This is a genomic window from Lacrimispora sp. (genome assembly GCF_032078915.1).
Lineage (GTDB): Bacteria > Bacillota > Clostridia > Lachnospirales > Lachnospiraceae > Lacrimispora.
Genome location: NZ_DAMAUN010000016.1, coordinates 23,027 through 40,283 on the forward strand (window position 1 = coordinate 23,027; position 17,257 = coordinate 40,283).

16 protein-coding genes are annotated in these 17,257 nt (G+C 47.0%); all 16 read left to right on the plus strand.

Annotated elements, in window-relative coordinates:
- The first annotated feature begins 3 nt into the window (after positions 1-3).
- The 16 genes from RT269_RS08565 (at position 4) to RT269_RS08640 (ending at position 17,237) form a co-directional block, all read left to right on the plus strand.
- A complete protein-coding gene (locus RT269_RS08565) occupies positions 4-1,335 on the plus strand; it encodes a 6-phospho-alpha-glucosidase (RefSeq protein ID WP_313181883.1) in 1,332 nt (443 codons plus the stop codon).
- 231 nt (positions 1,336-1,566) lie between these two features.
- The gene (locus RT269_RS08570) at positions 1,567-2,688 is read left to right on the plus strand and encodes an aldo/keto reductase (RefSeq protein ID WP_313181884.1); all 1,122 of its coding nucleotides are present in this window, start codon (positions 1,567-1,569) and stop codon (positions 2,686-2,688) included.
- Positions 2,689-2,713: 25 nt separating this feature from the next.
- Positions 2,714-4,213: a polyphosphate:AMP phosphotransferase gene (pap, locus tag RT269_RS08575; RefSeq protein WP_313181886.1), complete on the plus strand. Its 1,500-nt coding sequence runs from the start codon at positions 2,714-2,716 to the stop codon at positions 4,211-4,213.
- A gap of 116 nt (positions 4,214-4,329) precedes the next feature.
- A complete protein-coding gene (locus tag RT269_RS08580) occupies positions 4,330-5,586 on the plus strand; it encodes an NAD(P)/FAD-dependent oxidoreductase (protein ID WP_313181887.1) in 1,257 nt (418 codons plus the stop codon).
- On the plus strand, positions 5,583-6,278 hold the full coding sequence (cmk, locus tag RT269_RS08585; protein ID WP_313181888.1) for a (d)CMP kinase: 696 nt from the start codon (positions 5,583-5,585) through the stop codon (positions 6,276-6,278). Before RT269_RS08580 ends, cmk begins: the two co-directional genes overlap by 4 nt.
- Positions 6,269-7,120: a 4-hydroxy-3-methylbut-2-enyl diphosphate reductase gene (gene ispH, locus RT269_RS08590; RefSeq protein WP_313181890.1), complete on the plus strand. Its 852-nt coding sequence runs from the start codon at positions 6,269-6,271 to the stop codon at positions 7,118-7,120. Before cmk ends, ispH begins: the two co-directional genes overlap by 10 nt.
- Positions 7,101-8,198 carry a 30S ribosomal protein S1 gene (rpsA, locus tag RT269_RS08595; RefSeq protein ID WP_313181891.1) on the plus strand — a complete coding sequence of 366 codons (1,098 nt, stop codon included), beginning with the start codon at positions 7,101-7,103 and terminating at the stop codon, positions 8,196-8,198. The genes ispH and rpsA overlap by 20 nt, the downstream gene beginning before the upstream one ends.
- A gap of 88 nt (positions 8,199-8,286) precedes the next feature.
- Entirely contained in the window at positions 8,287-10,347 is a 2,061-nt protein-coding gene (locus RT269_RS08600; RefSeq protein WP_313181892.1) for a M13 family metallopeptidase, read from the plus strand.
- Positions 10,348-10,597: 250 nt separating this feature from the next.
- Positions 10,598-10,813, plus strand: a complete 216-nt coding sequence (locus RT269_RS08605) for a FeoA family protein (protein WP_024291471.1) — start codon at positions 10,598-10,600, stop codon at positions 10,811-10,813.
- A 16-nt stretch (positions 10,814-10,829) separates the two neighbouring features.
- Entirely contained in the window at positions 10,830-11,048 is a 219-nt protein-coding gene (locus RT269_RS08610; protein WP_313181893.1) for a FeoA family protein, read from the plus strand.
- 74 nt (positions 11,049-11,122) lie between these two features.
- A complete protein-coding gene (feoB, locus tag RT269_RS08615; RefSeq protein WP_313181895.1) occupies positions 11,123-13,306 on the plus strand; it encodes a ferrous iron transport protein B in 2,184 nt (727 codons plus the stop codon).
- Positions 13,307-13,368: 62 nt separating this feature from the next.
- Positions 13,369-13,506, plus strand: a complete 138-nt coding sequence (locus RT269_RS08620) for a FeoB-associated Cys-rich membrane protein (protein WP_054740533.1) — start codon at positions 13,369-13,371, stop codon at positions 13,504-13,506.
- Between the two features lie 98 nt (positions 13,507-13,604).
- Positions 13,605-14,060 carry a transcriptional repressor gene (locus RT269_RS08625; protein WP_313181958.1) on the plus strand — a complete coding sequence of 152 codons (456 nt, stop codon included), beginning with the start codon at positions 13,605-13,607 and terminating at the stop codon, positions 14,058-14,060.
- 44 nt (positions 14,061-14,104) lie between these two features.
- The gene (locus tag RT269_RS08630) at positions 14,105-14,719 is read left to right on the plus strand and encodes an HD-GYP domain-containing protein (protein ID WP_313181896.1); all 615 of its coding nucleotides are present in this window, start codon (positions 14,105-14,107) and stop codon (positions 14,717-14,719) included.
- 104 nt (positions 14,720-14,823) lie between these two features.
- Positions 14,824-15,117: a DUF6110 family protein gene (locus RT269_RS08635; protein ID WP_313181897.1), complete on the plus strand. Its 294-nt coding sequence runs from the start codon at positions 14,824-14,826 to the stop codon at positions 15,115-15,117.
- A gap of 44 nt (positions 15,118-15,161) precedes the next feature.
- The gene (locus RT269_RS08640; RefSeq protein WP_313181898.1) at positions 15,162-17,237 is read left to right on the plus strand and encodes a heavy metal translocating P-type ATPase; all 2,076 of its coding nucleotides are present in this window, start codon (positions 15,162-15,164) and stop codon (positions 17,235-17,237) included.
- The last annotated feature ends 20 nt before the right edge of the window (positions 17,238-17,257 follow it).

Genomic DNA, 17,257 nt, shown 5'->3' on the forward strand with positions numbered 1-17,257 from the left:
ACTATGAACAGAACGTTTAAATTAGTCATTGTAGGCGGCGGAAGTACTTATACGCCGGGGATTGTTAAGAGCCTTCTGGATCAGAAGGATCAATTTAAACTTTCCGAATTAAGGCTTTATGATAATTTCAAAGAACGCCAGGACAAGGTTGGAGTTTTGGTAAAAAAGGTTATTGAAATGTTTGATCCGGAAGTGAAATTGGTTCTTACAACGGATCCCAAAGAAGCGTTTACGGATGCAGATTTTATCTTTGCCCAGATGAGGGTAGGCTTGTATCATATGAGAGAGCTTGATGAGAAGATCCCTTTAAAATATGGCGTGGTTGGTCAGGAAACCTGCGGACCAGGCGGCCTTGCCTATGGCTTAAGAACCATTTATCCGATGGTGGAAATCATTGATTATTGTGAAAAATATGCAAGCAGGGACTACTGGATCGTAAACTATTCCAATCCGGCGGCCATTGTCGCAAAAGCAATGCATCAGCTCCGGCCAAATGCCAGAATCTTAAATATCTGTGATATGCCGGTAGCGATCATGAGAAACATGGCTAACATTTTGGATTGTGACAGAAAAGATATTGAGCCGGATTACTTTGGGTTAAATCATTTTGGCTGGTTTACAAAAATCCGTGTTGGAGAAGAGGACCGGACGGAAGAATTAAAGGCTTATGTAAGAGAGCATGGCTATATGCCTCCTGATGAAAGAAGTGAAGTACGGCATAATGATGCATCCTGGAAACACACCTTTGACAATGCAAAGAATTTAATGAGAATGTTCCCGGATTATCTGCCCAATACCTACATGCAGTACTATCTGTTAGGGGATGAGATTGTAAAACATTCAGATAAGAACTATACAAGAGCCAATGAAGTTATGGATGGAAGAGAAAAACGGATTTTCCAGGCAGCAGAACAGTTTGAAGCAACTGGAGAAATCGATATGACTCCGTTTTTTACCGGCGTTCATGGGGAATTTATCGTGGAAGTAGCCATGAGCCTGGCATTCAATTTAAAGAAACGTCATCTGGTTATGGTCATGAACAATGGGGCTGTTAAAAATTTACCAGACGATGCCATGGTAGAGATCCCCTGCTATATTACCAAGGAAGGACCGGAAGCCACCAGAGTAGGGGAAATCCCGACTTTCTTTAAAGGAATGATCGAGCAGCAGGAGGCCTGCGAAAAATTGGTCGTAGAGGCGGCAATAGAGGGAAGCTATGACAAAGCATTAGCAGCATTTACATTAAATAAGACCATACCATCAGCGATGGCCGCAAAGCAGATCCTGGATGAAATGATTGAGGCGAACAAGGACTACTGGCCGGAGTTAAGATAAAATAATTATCAGAACAGATCCGGCTCTGATATTGCATAACAGGGGAGTATTTTTGCACCGCGGTGTACTGAAATTCAGTATTGCCGCGGTGCTTTCGTTTGATCCTTTTTACCTGACGTTATATTCTTCGGATTTAGAAAAAAGTCTATGGTACGGAAATGAAATATGGTACAATAAATGTAAGAGCGGCGGGCAGAAAAAGCCGTAATACATATAAATCGGAGGAAGATTATGCAATTTCGTGATTTTGGAAAAACAGGAATTAAGGTATCGGCCCTGGGGTTTGGAGCCATGAGACTTCCGATTCTTCAGGAGGAACAGGTGAATGAAGAACGGGCGGTGTCCATGATCCGCCATGCCATTGATGAAGGAGTGAACTACATTGATACGGCATATCCTTACCATCAGGGAGAAAGCGAAAGGATCGTTGGAAACGCGTTAAGGGATGGCTACCGGGAGAAAACATATCTGGCTACCAAATGTCCGGTATGGAAGCTTGAGAAGCCAGAAGATTTTGATGAGATCTTAGATGAGCAGCTTAAAAAGCTTCAGACAGACCACATTGATTTTTATTTGCTTCATGCCTTAAGCAGGGACCGTTTTGAAGATAAGGTCAAAAAATTCGATCTTGTAACGCGCATGGAAAAAGCCAGGGAAGAAGGCAAAATAAAATATCTTGGATTTTCCTTCCATGATTCATATGATGTATTTCAGGATATCCTAGATTATTATGATGGATGGGATTTCTGCCAGATTCAGTATAACTACGTGGATTTAGAGCATCAGGCCGGAGTAAAGGGACTGAAGGCTGCGGCAGACAAAGGACTTGCGGTGGTTGTGATGGAGCCTCTTCTTGGAGGAAAGCTGGCTGATCCTGCGGATCATGTTAAAAAGGTATTCCCGGAGGGAAAGTCAACCGTGGAATATGCCCTTGATTTTTTATGGGACCAGCAGGAGGTGAGCCTTCTTCTAAGCGGAATGAGCGACGAAAAGCAGCTTGAGGAAAACCTGGTTTATGCAGACCGCAGCCATATCAAAATGGTAAAGCCGGACGAAAAACAGGTTTATAAAGAGGCAAAAGAAATCTTTGATTCCATGGCTTTGGTGGGCTGCACCGGATGCCGTTATTGCCTCCCCTGTCCCTTTGGCCTGGAGATCCCGGAGATTTTCTCTTATTATAACATGACGGCTGCCCATAAAGAGAGCGAGGCAAAGGCCGGATACGAGACCATGCCGGTAAATGCAAAAGGCTGTAAGGCATGTCATCACTGCGAAAAGGAATGTCCGCAGATGATTAAGATCAGTGAAGTTATGCCGGAAGTAGCTCACGTATTTGCAAAGCTTCAGGCTTAAGGTTTAAACAAAGGAGGGACGGTTTATGCTGGAGAAACTTGATTTATCAAAAAAAATAGACAAAGAAACCTATAAAGAAACTAAAACGAAGCAGAGCGAAAGGCTGGGACTTTTGCAGCGGGAGTGCAAGGAGGCAGGAATTCCTGTCATGATCGTGTTCGAGGGCATGGGCGCATCAGGTAAGGGCACCCAGATCAACCGCTTGATCCAGGCGCTGGATCCCAGGGGTTTTGATGTATATGCCAATGATAAATCAACGGAAGAGGAACGGATGCGCCCGTTTTTATGGCGCTTTTGGACCAAGCTTCCGGCCCAGGGCAGGATCGCCCTCTTTGACAGAAGCTGGTACCGGCAGGTGACCATAGAGCGGTTTGAAGGCAAGATCCCGGAAGCGGCTCTGCCAGAGGCTTTTCAGGATATTCAGTCCTTTGAGCGGCAGCTGACCGATGACGGCATGGTCATCATAAAGCTGTTCCTCTATATTTCTAAGGAGGAGCAAAAAAAGCGGTTTAACCGGCTGGAAGAATCGAAGGAAACCAGCTGGCGGGTGACAGAAGAGGACTGGAGAAGGAATAAGGAATACGGCCGTTTTCTGGAGATCTCTGAGGAAATGCTTCAAAGGACGGATATGGACTACGCCCCGTGGACCATCATTGAAGGCACTGACAGGGAATATGCCTCCGCAAAAATCATAACACAGGTGGCGGACTGCTTAGAGGATGCCCTAAGGCAGAGGAAGCTTAGGGGAGAGAGAAAAGAAAAAGAGGTGCCGGTCCGTTCGGAGAAATACCAGAGCGGAGTCTTATCCGGCGTGGACTTATCAAAGACCATGACAAAGGAAGAATATAAGAAGGAGATGAGACAGCTAAAGGAAAAGCTGGAATCCCTTCACAGCCAGATCTACCGGTTAAGGATCCCTGTAGTCCTGGGCTTTGAGGGCTGGGATGCGGCAGGAAAGGGCGGTGCGATCAAGCGCCTGACCAGCCATCTGGACCCCAGAGGCTATAAGGTATATCCCACCTCGGCTCCCAATGATATGGAACGGGTCCACCATTACCTGTGGCGTTTCTGGAATCATGTGCCCAAAGCAGGCCATATCGCCATCTTTGACCGGACCTGGTACGGCCGGGTCCTGGTGGAGCGGATCGAGGGCTTTTGCAGCGAGGCTGAGTGGAAGCAGGCTTATCAGGAAATCAACGAGATGGAGAACCACATGGCAAATGCCGGTGCCGTTGTCATTAAATTCTGGCTCCATATTGATAAGGAAGAACAGGAAAAACGCTTTAAGGAGCGTCAGGAAAATCCGTCCAAGCAGTGGAAGATCACGGAGGAAGACTGGAGAAACCGGGAAAAATGGGATCAGTATGAAGCCGCGGTCAATGAGATGCTGGTACGTACTTCCACCACCTATGCTCCATGGGTGGTCGTGGAGGCGAACTGTAAGTATTATGCCAGGATCAAGGTGTTAAAAACCGTTGTGGAGGCTTTGGAGTCAGAGATAAAAAAAAGTAAGAAAAATTCATGACCGCTTGTTTTTTCGCTCTTTTTCGTGTAAAGTAGAAAAATGGTGAATGAAAGCAGGAGAAAACACCCTGCGGGTAAAAGGGGAAATCCCTTTCAGGGATAGAAAGAGGAATAGGCATGAATACGGTTTTAATCGTGGGCGGTGGCGCTGCAGGTATGCTGGCTGGAATAGCAGCAGCCATGAAGGGCGGTACCGTCCACATTTTTGAGAAAAATGAAAAACTTGGAAAGAAGGTCTATATCACCGGCAAGGGACGCTGCAATGTGACCAATGCCTGTGATACAGAGGAGCTGTTCGGAAACGTAGTGACCAATGCCAAATTCCTTTACAGCAGCTTTTACGGCTTTACCAATTTTGATATGATGGACGTGCTGGAAGAGCTTGGCTGTCCCTTAAAGACAGAGCGGGGCAACCGGGTGTTTCCGGCTTCCGATAAGTCTTCAGATGTAATAAAGGCTCTTACAAAAAGGCTTTTAGATCTTGGAGTCTCCATCCATTACAGAACCCAGGTGGAGAATCTTTTGATAGAGGATGGCGCCCTTTTGGGGCTGGTGATAAAAGAGGCCGGGAAAAAGGCAAAGGTGTACGGAGATTCCGTGATCGCAGCCTGCGGCGGATTGTCCTATCAGGCCACCGGCTCCACAGGAGACGGTTATGAGCTGGCAAAAGAAGCCGGCCATAAGGTTACCCCTCTTTCTCCCGCCCTGGTTCCCTTTGTGGCAGAGGAGCCGGTGGTAAAGGAGCTGCAGGGCTTATCCCTGCGCAATGTGGAGGCATCCATATTAAACGGAAAAAAGGTGGTTTATAAGGAATTCGGTGAAATGCTGTTTACCCATTACGGGGTCAGCGGTCCGGTACTTTTAAGCGCCAGCAGCTATGCGGTAAAGGAACTGAAGAAGGGGCCTCTGACTCTTTCCATTGACTTAAAGCCGGCTCTTTCCGAAGAACAGCTTGACACCAGGATTCTGCGGGATTTTGAAGAGGCCGCAAACAAGCAGTTCAAGAATTCTCTGGATCATTTGTATCCTTCCAAGCTGGTGCCGGTCATGGTGGATCGAAGCAAAATCCCGCCGGAGAAGAAGGTCAATGAAATCACCAGGGAAGAACGCCAGCGTCTTGTCCGCGCAACCAAAGGCTTTCTTCTGACGCTTACAGGACTTCGGGGCTACAATGAAGCCATCATCACCCAGGGAGGTGTTTCTGTTAAGGAGGTTAACCCTTCCACCCTGGAATCCAAGCTTCTTCCCGGCCTTTATTTTGCCGGAGAAGTGCTGGATTTAGATGCAGTGACCGGAGGCTTTAATTTGCAAATCGCCTGGTCTACGGGATGGGCGGCCGGAAGTGCTGCCGGAGAGGAGAAATTCAAAGGATGAAAAAAGTTTATAATATAGCCATCGACGGACCGGCCGGTGCAGGAAAGAGCACCATTGCAAGGTCTGTTGCAGAAAAGCTTCATTTCGTTTATGTGGATACGGGAGCTATGTACCGCGCTATGGCGCTGCATTTTTTGAGAAATGGGATACCGGCAGGTGATGAGGAAGGGATTTCAAAGTCGGCCGGAGAGGTGAACGTAACCATTGCCTATGAGAACGGGATGCAGCAGGTGATCTTAAACGGTGAAAATGTTTCCGGACTGATCCGTACAGAGGAGGTCAGCGCCATGGCTTCTGCGGTTTCCATTTACATGCCGGTGCGCAATAAACTGGTGGAGCTTCAACAGAATCTGGCCTTAGAAGAAAATGTCATTATGGATGGCCGGGATATTGGAACCTGCGTGCTTCCCAGGGCGGACTTAAAGATTTATTTAACGGCCAGCAGCCTGGTCCGGGCTAGAAGGCGGTATGAGGAGCTTAAGGCAAAGGGAGAAGAATGCAGCCTTGATGACATTGAAAAGGATATCATTGAACGGGATTACCGGGATATGAACCGGGAGAATTCTCCCCTTAAGCAGGCAGAGGATGCAGTCCTTTTAGATTCTTCCTCCATGACCATTCCTCAGGTAGTGGACCGGATTCTTGCACTTTTTCAGGAAAGAAAAGCAGAAGGAGGAAGCCTATGGAAGTGATCGTTGCCAAATCCGCCGGGTTCTGCTTTGGAGTAAAGCGGGCGGTGGAACAGGTTTATGAACAGCTGAAAAGAGATGACAAGCCCATCTATACCTATGGCCCCATCATCCATAACGAGGAAGTGGTGCGTGATTTAGAGGAAAAGGGAGTAAAGGTCATTCATTCGGAAGAGGAGCTTGAGAAGGTCAGAGACGCAGTCGTTGTCATAAGGTCCCACGGAGTAGGGAAGCGGATTTATGAGATCATGGAGCAAAACGGGATCGAGATTGTAGACGCAACCTGTCCCTATGTGAAGAAGATCCACAGGATTGCCGAGGAGCAAAATCAGGCGGGCAGGCGGCTTCTTATCATCGGGAATGAATCCCATCCAGAGGTGGAAGGTATTAAAGGCTGGGGAAATGACAATACTTTAGTGGTGGAAACACCCGAGCAAGTGGAAAGATTAGCTCTATCGGAAGGGGAAAAGCTGTGTATTGTATCACAGACGACATTTAATTACAATAAATTTCAAGATTTAGTTGAAAAAATTTCTGAAACGCGGTATGATATACTTGTTTTAAATACGATTTGCAATGCAACACAGGAAAGACAGGTGGAAGCAAAGCGGATAGCTTCAGAAGTGGATGCCATGATTGTTATAGGCGGAAAAAGTAGTTCCAATACCCAGAAGCTGTACGAAATATGCCGAAGGGAATGTAAGAACACTTACTATATCCAGACACTAGGTGATTTAGATCCTGATTGTGGAAATTCTGTGCGCAGCGTAGGTATTACAGCCGGGGCTTCAACCCCGAATTATATTATCGAGGAGGTTCATACTAATGTCAGAATTAAGTTTTGAACAAATGTTAGAAGAATCATTGAAAACTATACGTACAGGAGAGATCGTCACTGGTAAAGTCATCGACGTAAAAGAAGATGAAATCGTCTTGAATATAGGTTACAAGTCTGACGGCATCATTCCGCGTAGTGAGTACACGGATGACCAGAATTTAGATCTTACAACGGTTGTACAGGTTGGAGAAGAGATGGAAGCCAAAGTCATCAAGGTAAACGATGGCGAAGGCCAGGTAGCCCTGTCTTACAAGAGATTGGCAGCAGACAGAGGCAATAAGAGATTAGAAGAAGCATTTGAAAGCCACGAGGTACTTATTGCAAAAGTTGCGCAGGTACTTGACGGTGGTTTAAGTGTGGTTGTAGATGGAGCAAGAGTCTTCATTCCTGCTAGCCTGGTATCCGATAGCTATGAGAAGGATTTATCCAAGTATGCAGATAAGGAGATTGAATTTGTAATAACCGAATTCAATCCTAAGAGAAGAAGAATCATCGGCGACAGAAAGCAGATCATGGTAGCAAGAAGAGCCGAGCTGCAGAAGGAATTATTTGAAAGAATCCATACAGGTGATGTGGTAGAAGGTACCATCAAGAATGTAACCGATTTTGGTGCATTTATTGATCTTGGCGGTGCTGACGGCCTGCTTCATATTTCCGAGATGAGCTGGGGCAGAGTAGAGAGCCCGAAGAAAGCTTTCAAGGCCGGAGAGAAAATAGAAGTCCTGGTTAAGGATATCAACGGTGATAAGATCGCCCTCAGCTTAAAGTTCCCGGAGACAAATCCGTGGAAGGATGCTTCTGCAAAATATGCAGTAGGCAACGTAGTAAGCGGAAGAGTTGCACGTATGACGGATTTCGGCGCATTTGTTGAGCTGGAGCCAGGCGTGGATGCACTGCTTCACGTATCCCAGATCTCCAAGGAGCATGTGGATAAACCTGCTGATGTTCTGGCGATCGGCCAGGAAATCGAGGCCAGAGTGGTTGATTTCAACGAAGGCGATAAAAAGATCAGTTTAAGCATCAAAGCACTTCAGTCACAGGATGAGGCTGCAGACGGTGGAGCAGTATATTCTGACGAAGTTTAAGCATAATAGAAGATAGAACCGATAAGGAAGTGGAGAAATCCACTTCCTTTTTAGTGCAAAAAACCTGTAGAAAGAAGTGAGGTACAATATGAAAAACAGGATCAAGTTCTGTCTGGCAGCCATTTTAATGCTGTCTCTTCTCCTGACCGGGTGCCGGAAGAAGGCGGAGACACCGCCGGAGCAGACAGCGGCCCAGCCGGTCAACGTTCAGGGGGAAGCGGGAAGCGCTGCAGCGGATCAGTCAGACAGAGTACGGCTGGAGGATGACTATTATGAATATGTGGACCAGCAAATCCTGGACCAGGTGGAAATACCAAAGGATTCCAGCGGGTGGAGTTATTTTTACCAACTGGATAGGGACTCCTATGAAGTTCTTGATGGAGTATTGGAAGAGGCTGTAAAGAACCGGAAACAGGCAAAGCCAGGTTCCCTGGAGCAGAAAATTGCGGACTTATATTTGACGGCCCTGGATATGAAAGGGCGGGAAAAAGCAGGGTTTGGTCAGCTTAAGCCCTATCTGGATAAGTTAAGCAATGCCTCAGACATCGATGGGTATTTGAAAGCAGTGGGCAACATCTATGGAGATCTGGGAGTGAACAGCATTCTTACGGTACAGTGGATGGAAGATTTGAAGGATTCCAGCCGGTATGCCCTGTATGTGGATGGGGCGGATCTGGGGCCTGGAAAGGAAACACTGGAGGATAAGACCCAGGCAATGCTGATGGACCAGTATCAGGACTACATCAGAAGTACCCTGGAATATACGGGCATGAGCCGTGAGGAGGCAGAAAAGGCGGCCGCTGATGTTATGGCGCTCCAGAAGGATCTGGCTGCAAGTGCCCTTCCCTTAAGCCAGCAAAATGACCCTGATATCATATACAACCCTTATTCCATGAAGGATATAAAAGGTTTGCTTCCGGAAGGTGCTGCCGACTCTTATCTTACGCCGGCCGGACTGGACGATGTTGAAACCTTAGTGGTGACCCAGAAGGCGCAGATGGTAAAAATCGGTAAGTACCTGACAAACGATCATCTCCCTGTTTTAAAGAACTATTCCATATTCTGCCTGGTGGATGATTTCGCGCCATACCTTACCCCTGAAATCAGAGATAATTATCAGGACTGGAATAATACACAGAACGGAATTAAGGAAAGAAAGACAGACCAGAAGCTGGCCAGTGAAAGGACCCAGAATATGCTTGGGTTTGAATTCGGCAGGCTGTACGTGGAAAAGCGTTTTTCCAAGGAAGATAAGACGGCCATTGAAGAGATGGTCCGCCATATCCTTGAGAATTACAAAAAGCAGATTATGGGTTTGGACTGGATGGGAGAAGAAACAAAGTCAGCCGCAATTAAAAAGCTGGACAACATGACCCTTAAGATCGGATATCCGGATAAATGGCCCAATGATTATGCAAAAGCCACCATTACACCAATTGAAAAAGGGGGAAACTTAATTAATAATGTCATCTCCCTGACAAAGGCCCAAAATACTGTGAACAGGGAAAAGGTCCGTAAACCGGTGGATAAAACGGAATGGGGCATGACGCCTCAGACGGTGAATGCCTATTATAATCCCACTGGAAATGAAATCGTATTCCCTGCCGCCATTTTGCAGGCTCCTTTCTATGATGCTGACAAGGATTATGCATCGAATCTGGGAGGGATCGGAACGGTCATTGCCCATGAAGTCAGCCATGCCTTTGATTCCTCCGGCTCCCTTTATGACGAAAATGGAAATTACCATGTATGGTGGACCAGTGAGGACAGGGCCAAATTTAAACAGCTGGCGGACCAGGTGGTGGCCTACTATGACGGGCAGGAAGGTTATAAAGGACGTCACGTAAACGGAGCACAGACTTTAAATGAGAATATCGCGGATCTCGGTTCCATGGCCTGCATCACCTCCATAGTGGGAGATGATGCAGAGAGCCTAAAGCTGGTTTTTGAGCAGTTTGCAACCATATGGGCAGCGAAATATACACCGGAAAGCATGATCAGGAGGTTAAACACGGATGTTCATTCTCCAGCCAAGGTGAGGGTTAATGCAGTGCTTAGCGCTTCCGACGCTTTCTATAAGGCTTATCCCGAAATAAAGGAGGGGGATGCCATGTACGTGGCACCCCAAAAGCGGGTGAAAATCTGGTAAAACAATATAGAGGGGCTGCGGCAAGATAGTTGTTATTTTGCCGCAGCTTTTCTTTCCGTGATGGACAAAAAGATTTCACAAAAATCTTGACAATTGCCCTGCGTTAGTGTATACTAACTATTGCGTAATGGGAATGATTCTCATTAATATAAATAAAGGAATATATTACAGGTATACCTATCGTTCCGCAGTGCGGGGCTGGCCCCTGCCAGAAATGCAAGGGCAATATGAAAAAGAAAGAAGATGATGGATGATGCCTCTGACAATGGTGAAAACAGGTGAACCTAATGTGATCCGCAAGGTAGGCGGCAAGGAAGAAACAAGACGCTTTTTAGAGAATCTGGGTTTTGTTTCCGGTGGAGTTGTGACCGTTGTTTCTGAAATGGGCGGAAATATGATTGTAAACGTTAAGGATTCCAGAGTGGCGATTGGGAAGGATATGGCCAATAAGATCCTGGTGGAATAGAGAAGGAGAAAAGACAATGACATTAAAGGAAATTCCATGCGGAAAAACAGTTAAAGTAACAAAGCTCACCGGGGAAGGGCCGGTCAAGAGACGGATCATGGACATGGGAATCACAAAAGGTGTGGACATTTACGTAAGAAAGGTTGCACCCCTTGGGGATCCGGTCGAAGTGACGGTAAGAGGATATGAATTGTCTCTGCGGAAAGCGGATGCAGATATGATCCTTGTAGAATAATTGTTTTTTACCAATGAGTTAGGTATGACTAATACCTGACAAATCAGGTGCTGACAGGCAGAAAGAGGTAGAGTATGTCAATTAAGATTGCATTAGCAGGTAATCCAAACTGCGGAAAGACAACACTGTTTAACGCGCTTACGGGATCCAATCAGTTTGTGGGGAACTGGCCGGGCGTAACAGTAGAGAAGAAAGAAGGAAAGCTGAAAGGCCATAAGGATGTGATCATCATGGACCTTCCCGGCATTTATTCGCTTTCTCCCTATACCCTGGAAGAGGTGGTAGCGAGAAATTATCTGATCACTGATCGCCCCGATGCGATTTTGAATATCGTAGATGGAACCAATATTGAGCGAAACTTATACTTGTCCACACAGCTTATGGAACTGGGTATTCCGGTGATCATGGCAGTTAACATGATGGATATTGTTGAGAAAAACGGAGACAAGATACATATCCAGAAACTGAGCCAGAAGCTGGGCTGTGACGTTGTGGAGATTTCCGCATTAAAGGGAACCGGAATCCAGGAAGCAGCAAAGAAGGCCGTAGCCCTGGCAAATTTAAAAAACAATACGGTTCCAGTCCATAAATTCGCACCGGAAGTGGAATCTGTTCTGGATTCTATTGAAGATAAGCTGGGGAATGAGATTCCGGAAGAGCAGAAGCGCTTTTTTGCCATCAAGCTTTTAGAAAAGGATAATAAGATCCAGACCCAGATGAAGCATGTGCCAGATGTATCGGAAGAAATCAACCGGATCGAAAAGGAAATGGATGACGACACCGAAAGCATCATCACCAATGAGCGTTACGTATATATTTCAACCATCATCCATGAGTGTTTTACACGCAATAAGGTAGAAAAGCTGACAATTTCAGATAAGATCGACAGGATCGTAACAAACCGCTTCCTGGCTCTGCCTATCTTTGCGCTGGTTATGTTTCTTGTATATTATGTATCGGTAACAACTGTTGGAACCTGGGCGACTGACTGGGCCAATGACGGCGTATTCGGAGAGGGCTTCAGCCTCTTTGGTCTGGAAGTTCCCGGCGTGCCGGTTGTTGTAGAAGGTGTTTTAACTGCTGTAGGCTGTGCGGATTGGCTGCAGGGACTGATTCTTGACGGTATTATAGCCGGTGTCGGCGCTGTTCTTGGTTTCGTGCCTCAGATGCTGGTGCTTTTCATCTTCCTGGCGTTTTTGGAGGCCTGCGGCTACATGGCGAGAGTTGCTTTCATCATGGACCGTATTTTCCGCCGGTTTGGTCTTTCCGGCAAGTCTTTTATCCCGATGTTAATCGGAAGCGGCTGCGGTGTGCCTGGAATTATGGCTTCCCGTACCATTGAAAATGACCGTGACCGTAAGATGACGATCATGACAACTACCTTTATTCCCTGCGGGGCAAAGCTTCCCATCATCGCTTTGATTGCAGGCGCCTTGTTTGGCGGAGCAGCCTGGGTGGCTCCAAGTGCTTACTTTGTAGGAATAGCAGCCATCATTTGCTCAGGAATTATTTTAAAGAAGACAAAAATGTTTGCAGGAGATCCGGCTCCTTTCGTTATGGAACTTCCGGCTTACCATATGCCTACCGTTGGAAATATTTTAAGAAGCATGTGGGAACGCGGCTGGTCCTTTATTAAAAAGGCAGGTACCATCATTCTTCTGGCAACTATCTTTGTTTGGTTTACTTCCTTCTTTGGCTGGGTTGACGGCCAGTTCAGGATGTTAGACGCTTTGGAACTTGATCACAGCATTCTTGCGGCAGTTGGAGGAACAGTTAGCTGGATCTTCGCACCTCTTGGCTGGGGTGACTGGAAATCTGCGGTTGCAGCTATCACCGGACTGATTGCAAAAGAAAACGTAGTAGGTACGTTCGGTATCCTGTTCGGTTTTGCGGAAGTTGCAGAAGACGGATCTGAAATCTGGGGAACGCTTGCAAGCAGCATGACTCCTTTGGCAGCATATTCCTTCCTGATATTCAATCTTCTTTGTGCCCCTTGCTTTGCGGCTATGGGAGCTATCAAAAGAGAGATGAACAATATGAAATGGTTCTGGTTTGCCGTCGGATATCAGACACTTCTTGCTTATGTCGTATCCCTTTGCGTTTTCCAGATCGGGTCCCTGATTTTCACAGGAACTTTTGGAATCTTTACTATCGTTGCCTTTGCCCTGATCGCAGGATTCATTTACCTGCTGGTAAGACCGTCAAAGGAAGACAAAACATCAAATATTCATTTAAGCAGCGTGGCAGGAGCTAAATAAGCTCCAGCCACAGCTGAGAGCCTGCACCTTACCTGCAGGCTCAAAATATAAGGAGGTACTTTATGGGAACACTGGTTGTTTTAGTCGTTGTTGCCGGAGCGGTAGCATTGGCAGTAAAAAGCATGATTCGTGATAAAAAGAACGGGAAATCCATTCAGTGCGGCGGAGAATGCAAAAATTGCGGAGGACATTGCCATTAATTGAGGCGGCAGAAAGAAAAAGCTGTTAAAGCCTTAAAATACCTGTAAACGGAGGCACGCAAGTGGAGAGACAAACGAACATCAATGAGAAAAGAAAAATGCCTGACTCCAGAAGCTATCACAGGACAAAAATGCAGAAAGAGCTGATCATTGAGAAGCTGAAGGCAAGAGGCTGCAGGATCACAAAGCAGCGCTGTACGCTGCTGGATGTCATACTGGAGCATGAATGTTCCAGCTGCAAGGAGATTTATTATAAGGCATCAGGCGTGGATGAGTCCATCGGCGCTGCGACCGTCTACCGGATGGTCAATATCCTGGAAGAAATCGGGGCCATCAGCCGGAAGAACATGTATAAGGTCGTCTATTCGGAAACTTGTCCTATGGAAGAAGCGTGTACGGTGGTTTTAGACGATGAGACTACTTATCAGCTTTCTGCCAAGAACTGGAATCAGGTGGTCCAGGCAGGGCTTAGCGCCTGCGGATATTTAGATGGTCAGAAAATATCTTCTATTATAGTAAAGCCCTGTGAATGTGAGAATGCTGATTGCATTTAATATGTAGTTAGGATAAACTAACCAAAGAAACGAGTATAGAAACTATGGATAGCGGACCAGAATTAGAATTATGTTCAGGCAGCGTGGATTATCATGAAATCATCGAATGCATTGTGAGTGCATTGGATGCCAAAGACCCCTATACAGCGGGGCATTCCCAAAGGGTGAGCGATATGGCGCTGGCCCTTTCGGAGTTTTTAGGGCTTGATAAAAAGGAAATAGAGAAGATACATATAGCCGCTCACCTTCATGACATAGGGAAAATCGGGATTCCTGATTCTGTATTAAATAAGCCGGAAAAGCTTTCCGAGGAAGAATGGGCGGCCATGAAAAAGCATCCCAGGATTGGGGCTGATATTTTAAGCAAGTCCCGTCATTTAAAGGAGCTGAAGGATATTGTCCTTTATCACCATGAACGCTTTGACGGAAAAGGATATCCGGAAGGGCTGAAGGGAGAGAAGATCCCTCTGGGAGCGCGGATCATAGCCATCTGCGATTCGATTGATGCCATGACATCGGACCGGGGATACCGGAGCGCTTATTCTATGGAACACTGCTATGAAGAAATCGAAAAGAATCTGGGAGTGATGTACGATCCGGTAATCGGGGCCTTGGCGTTAAAGCATTGGGACCAGGTGACTAAAACAGCTGGCAGATGATAAAATTTATCATTAAACAGGATTATATTTGACTGGTAAAAATATGCTTGATATGATTGCACTACAAAGGTAAAATCTGGAAGTACAAAAGGAGGATACGAAAGATGTGGGATATTTTAAAGCTTAAAAAGGCAGGAATCTTTGCCGGAGGCGTGCTCTTTGGAACGGCGGGAGTCAGGCTTCTTTCCAGTAAGGATGCGAAGAAGGTCTACACCAATTGTACAGCCGCCGCTTTGCGGGCAAAGGATTGCGTGATGAAGACGGCCACCTTGGTTCAGGAGAACGCAGAGGATATCCTTGCGGAAGCAAAGCATATCAATGAAGAGCGGGCCGCAAAGGAAGCTGAGGCTGCGGAGAAATCGGAAATTATTGATGACGGCAGTGGTAAGGATCAATAAAAGACAAAAGAAAAGGACCCCGTTTCCGATAGGGAGGATCAGACGTGAAATTTATCATCAAACATGAGATACCAGGAAGGCTCCGGGTCCGTCTTTCCCAGCAGCGGATGACCTGCCGGGAAGCCGACACTTTGTTGTATTACCTTCACAATTTGAAAAATGTGACCGGGGTTAAAGTCTATGAGCGCACTGGCGATGCGGTCATCTCCTACGCTGGAAGCAGGGAGGAAATACTGGAAGCCCTGAAGTGTTTTCAGTATGATTCTGTTTCTGTGCCTGCAGGGGTGATTGAGCATTCGGGACGTGAACTGACTGCCAGGTATCAGGAGAAACTTATAGGCAGAGTGATGGTGCGGGCAGTAAGGAAACTTTTCATTCCCGGCCCATTAAGGACTTTCCATATCGGGCTTCAGTCTATGAAATACATGGTCAGGGGGATTAAGTCTCTTCTTAGAGGGAAGCTTGAGGTGGCGGTCCTGGATGCCGTGGCCATCGGCGTATCTGCGCTGCGAGGGGAACTGGAGACAGCAGGCTCGGTCATGTTTTTACTTGGGATCGGAGAGCTTTTAGAGGAGTGGACCCATAAAAAATCCGTTGGAGACTTAGCCAGAAGCATGTCCTTAAATGTCAGCAGGGTCTGGCTCTTAAGCGGAGGACAGGAAGTGCTGGTGGAAGCCTCCTCCATTGTACCTGGGGATGAGGTGGTGGTGCACATGGGAAATGTCATTCCCTTTGACGGAGCCGTGATTTATGGAGAAGGTATGGTGAATCAGGCTTCCTTAACAGGGGAAGCTCTTCCTGTAAAAAAGGAGGCGGACGGATACGTTTATGCCGGGACCGTGGTGGAGGAAGGAGAACTGACCATCAAGGTCCGGGAAGTTTCCGGTTCCACCCGGTTTGAAAAGATCGTTACCATGATTGAGGAATCAGAAAAGCTGAAATCTTCCATGGAAAACAAGGCCGGCCATCTGGCGGACAAGCTGGTGCCCTATACTCTTATGGGCACGGCCCTTACCTGGTTGCTTACGGGAAATGTGACAAGGGCACTTTCCGTGCTGATGGTGGACTTTTCCTGCGCGTTAAAGCTTGCCATGCCCATTTCTGTGCTTTCGGCTATAAGGGAGGCGGGCATGTACCACATAACCGTTAAGGGAGGCAGGTATCTGGAGACAATGGCAGAGGCTGTGACCATTGTCTTTGACAAGACCGGAACTCTTACAAAGGCAAGGCCAACAGTGAAGGACGTGGTGACCTTTGGAGAAGAGAGACCGGAAGAAATGCTTCGGATCGCCGCCTGCCTGGAGGAGCATTTCCCTCATTCCATGGCAAAGGCAGTGGTGACGGCTGCCAGAAACCAGGGGCTTGAGCACGAAGAAATGCATTCGAAGGTGGAATACATCGTGGCTCACGGTATCGCCTCATACATAAATGGCAGAAAGGTGGTCATTGGCAGCCATCATTTTATCTTTGAGGATGAAGGCTGCAAGATTGATGAGGCTTACCGGGAGAAATTTGAAAGCCTGCCCGGAGACTGTTCCCACCTTTATCTCGCCGTTGACCAGAAGCTTTCGGCAGTGATCTGCATTGAAGATCCCCTTCGGGAGGAGGCTGCGGCAGTCATAAACTCCCTTAAAAAGGCGGGGATTAAAAAAACGGTCATGATGACAGGCGACAGCGAACGGACAGCAGCGGCGGTTGCCGCCAGAGTAGGAGTAGATGAATATTATTCAGAGGTGCTCCCTGAGGAAAAGGCCCGTTTTGTAGAACGGGAAAAGGCATCAGGGAATGTGGTCATCATGGTGGGGGACGGGATCAACGATTCGCCTGCCCTTTCCGCAGCAGATGTGGGGATCGCCATCAGTGACGGCGCTGAGATCGCCAGGGAAATCGCGGATATCACCATTGCGGCAGACAATCTTTATGAAATCGTTACACTGAAGCTGTTAAGCGACAGCCTGATGAAGCGGATACATAAAAATTACAGCAGCATCGTTGGTTTTAATACAGGCCTTATCCTTCTGGGAGTCGGTGGGATCATGACTCCCACAGCCTCGGCGCTGCTTCATAATACGTCCACTCTGTGGATCAGCTTAAGCAGCATGCAGAATCTGCTGTCCTAGGAAGCCGGGATTGACATTTC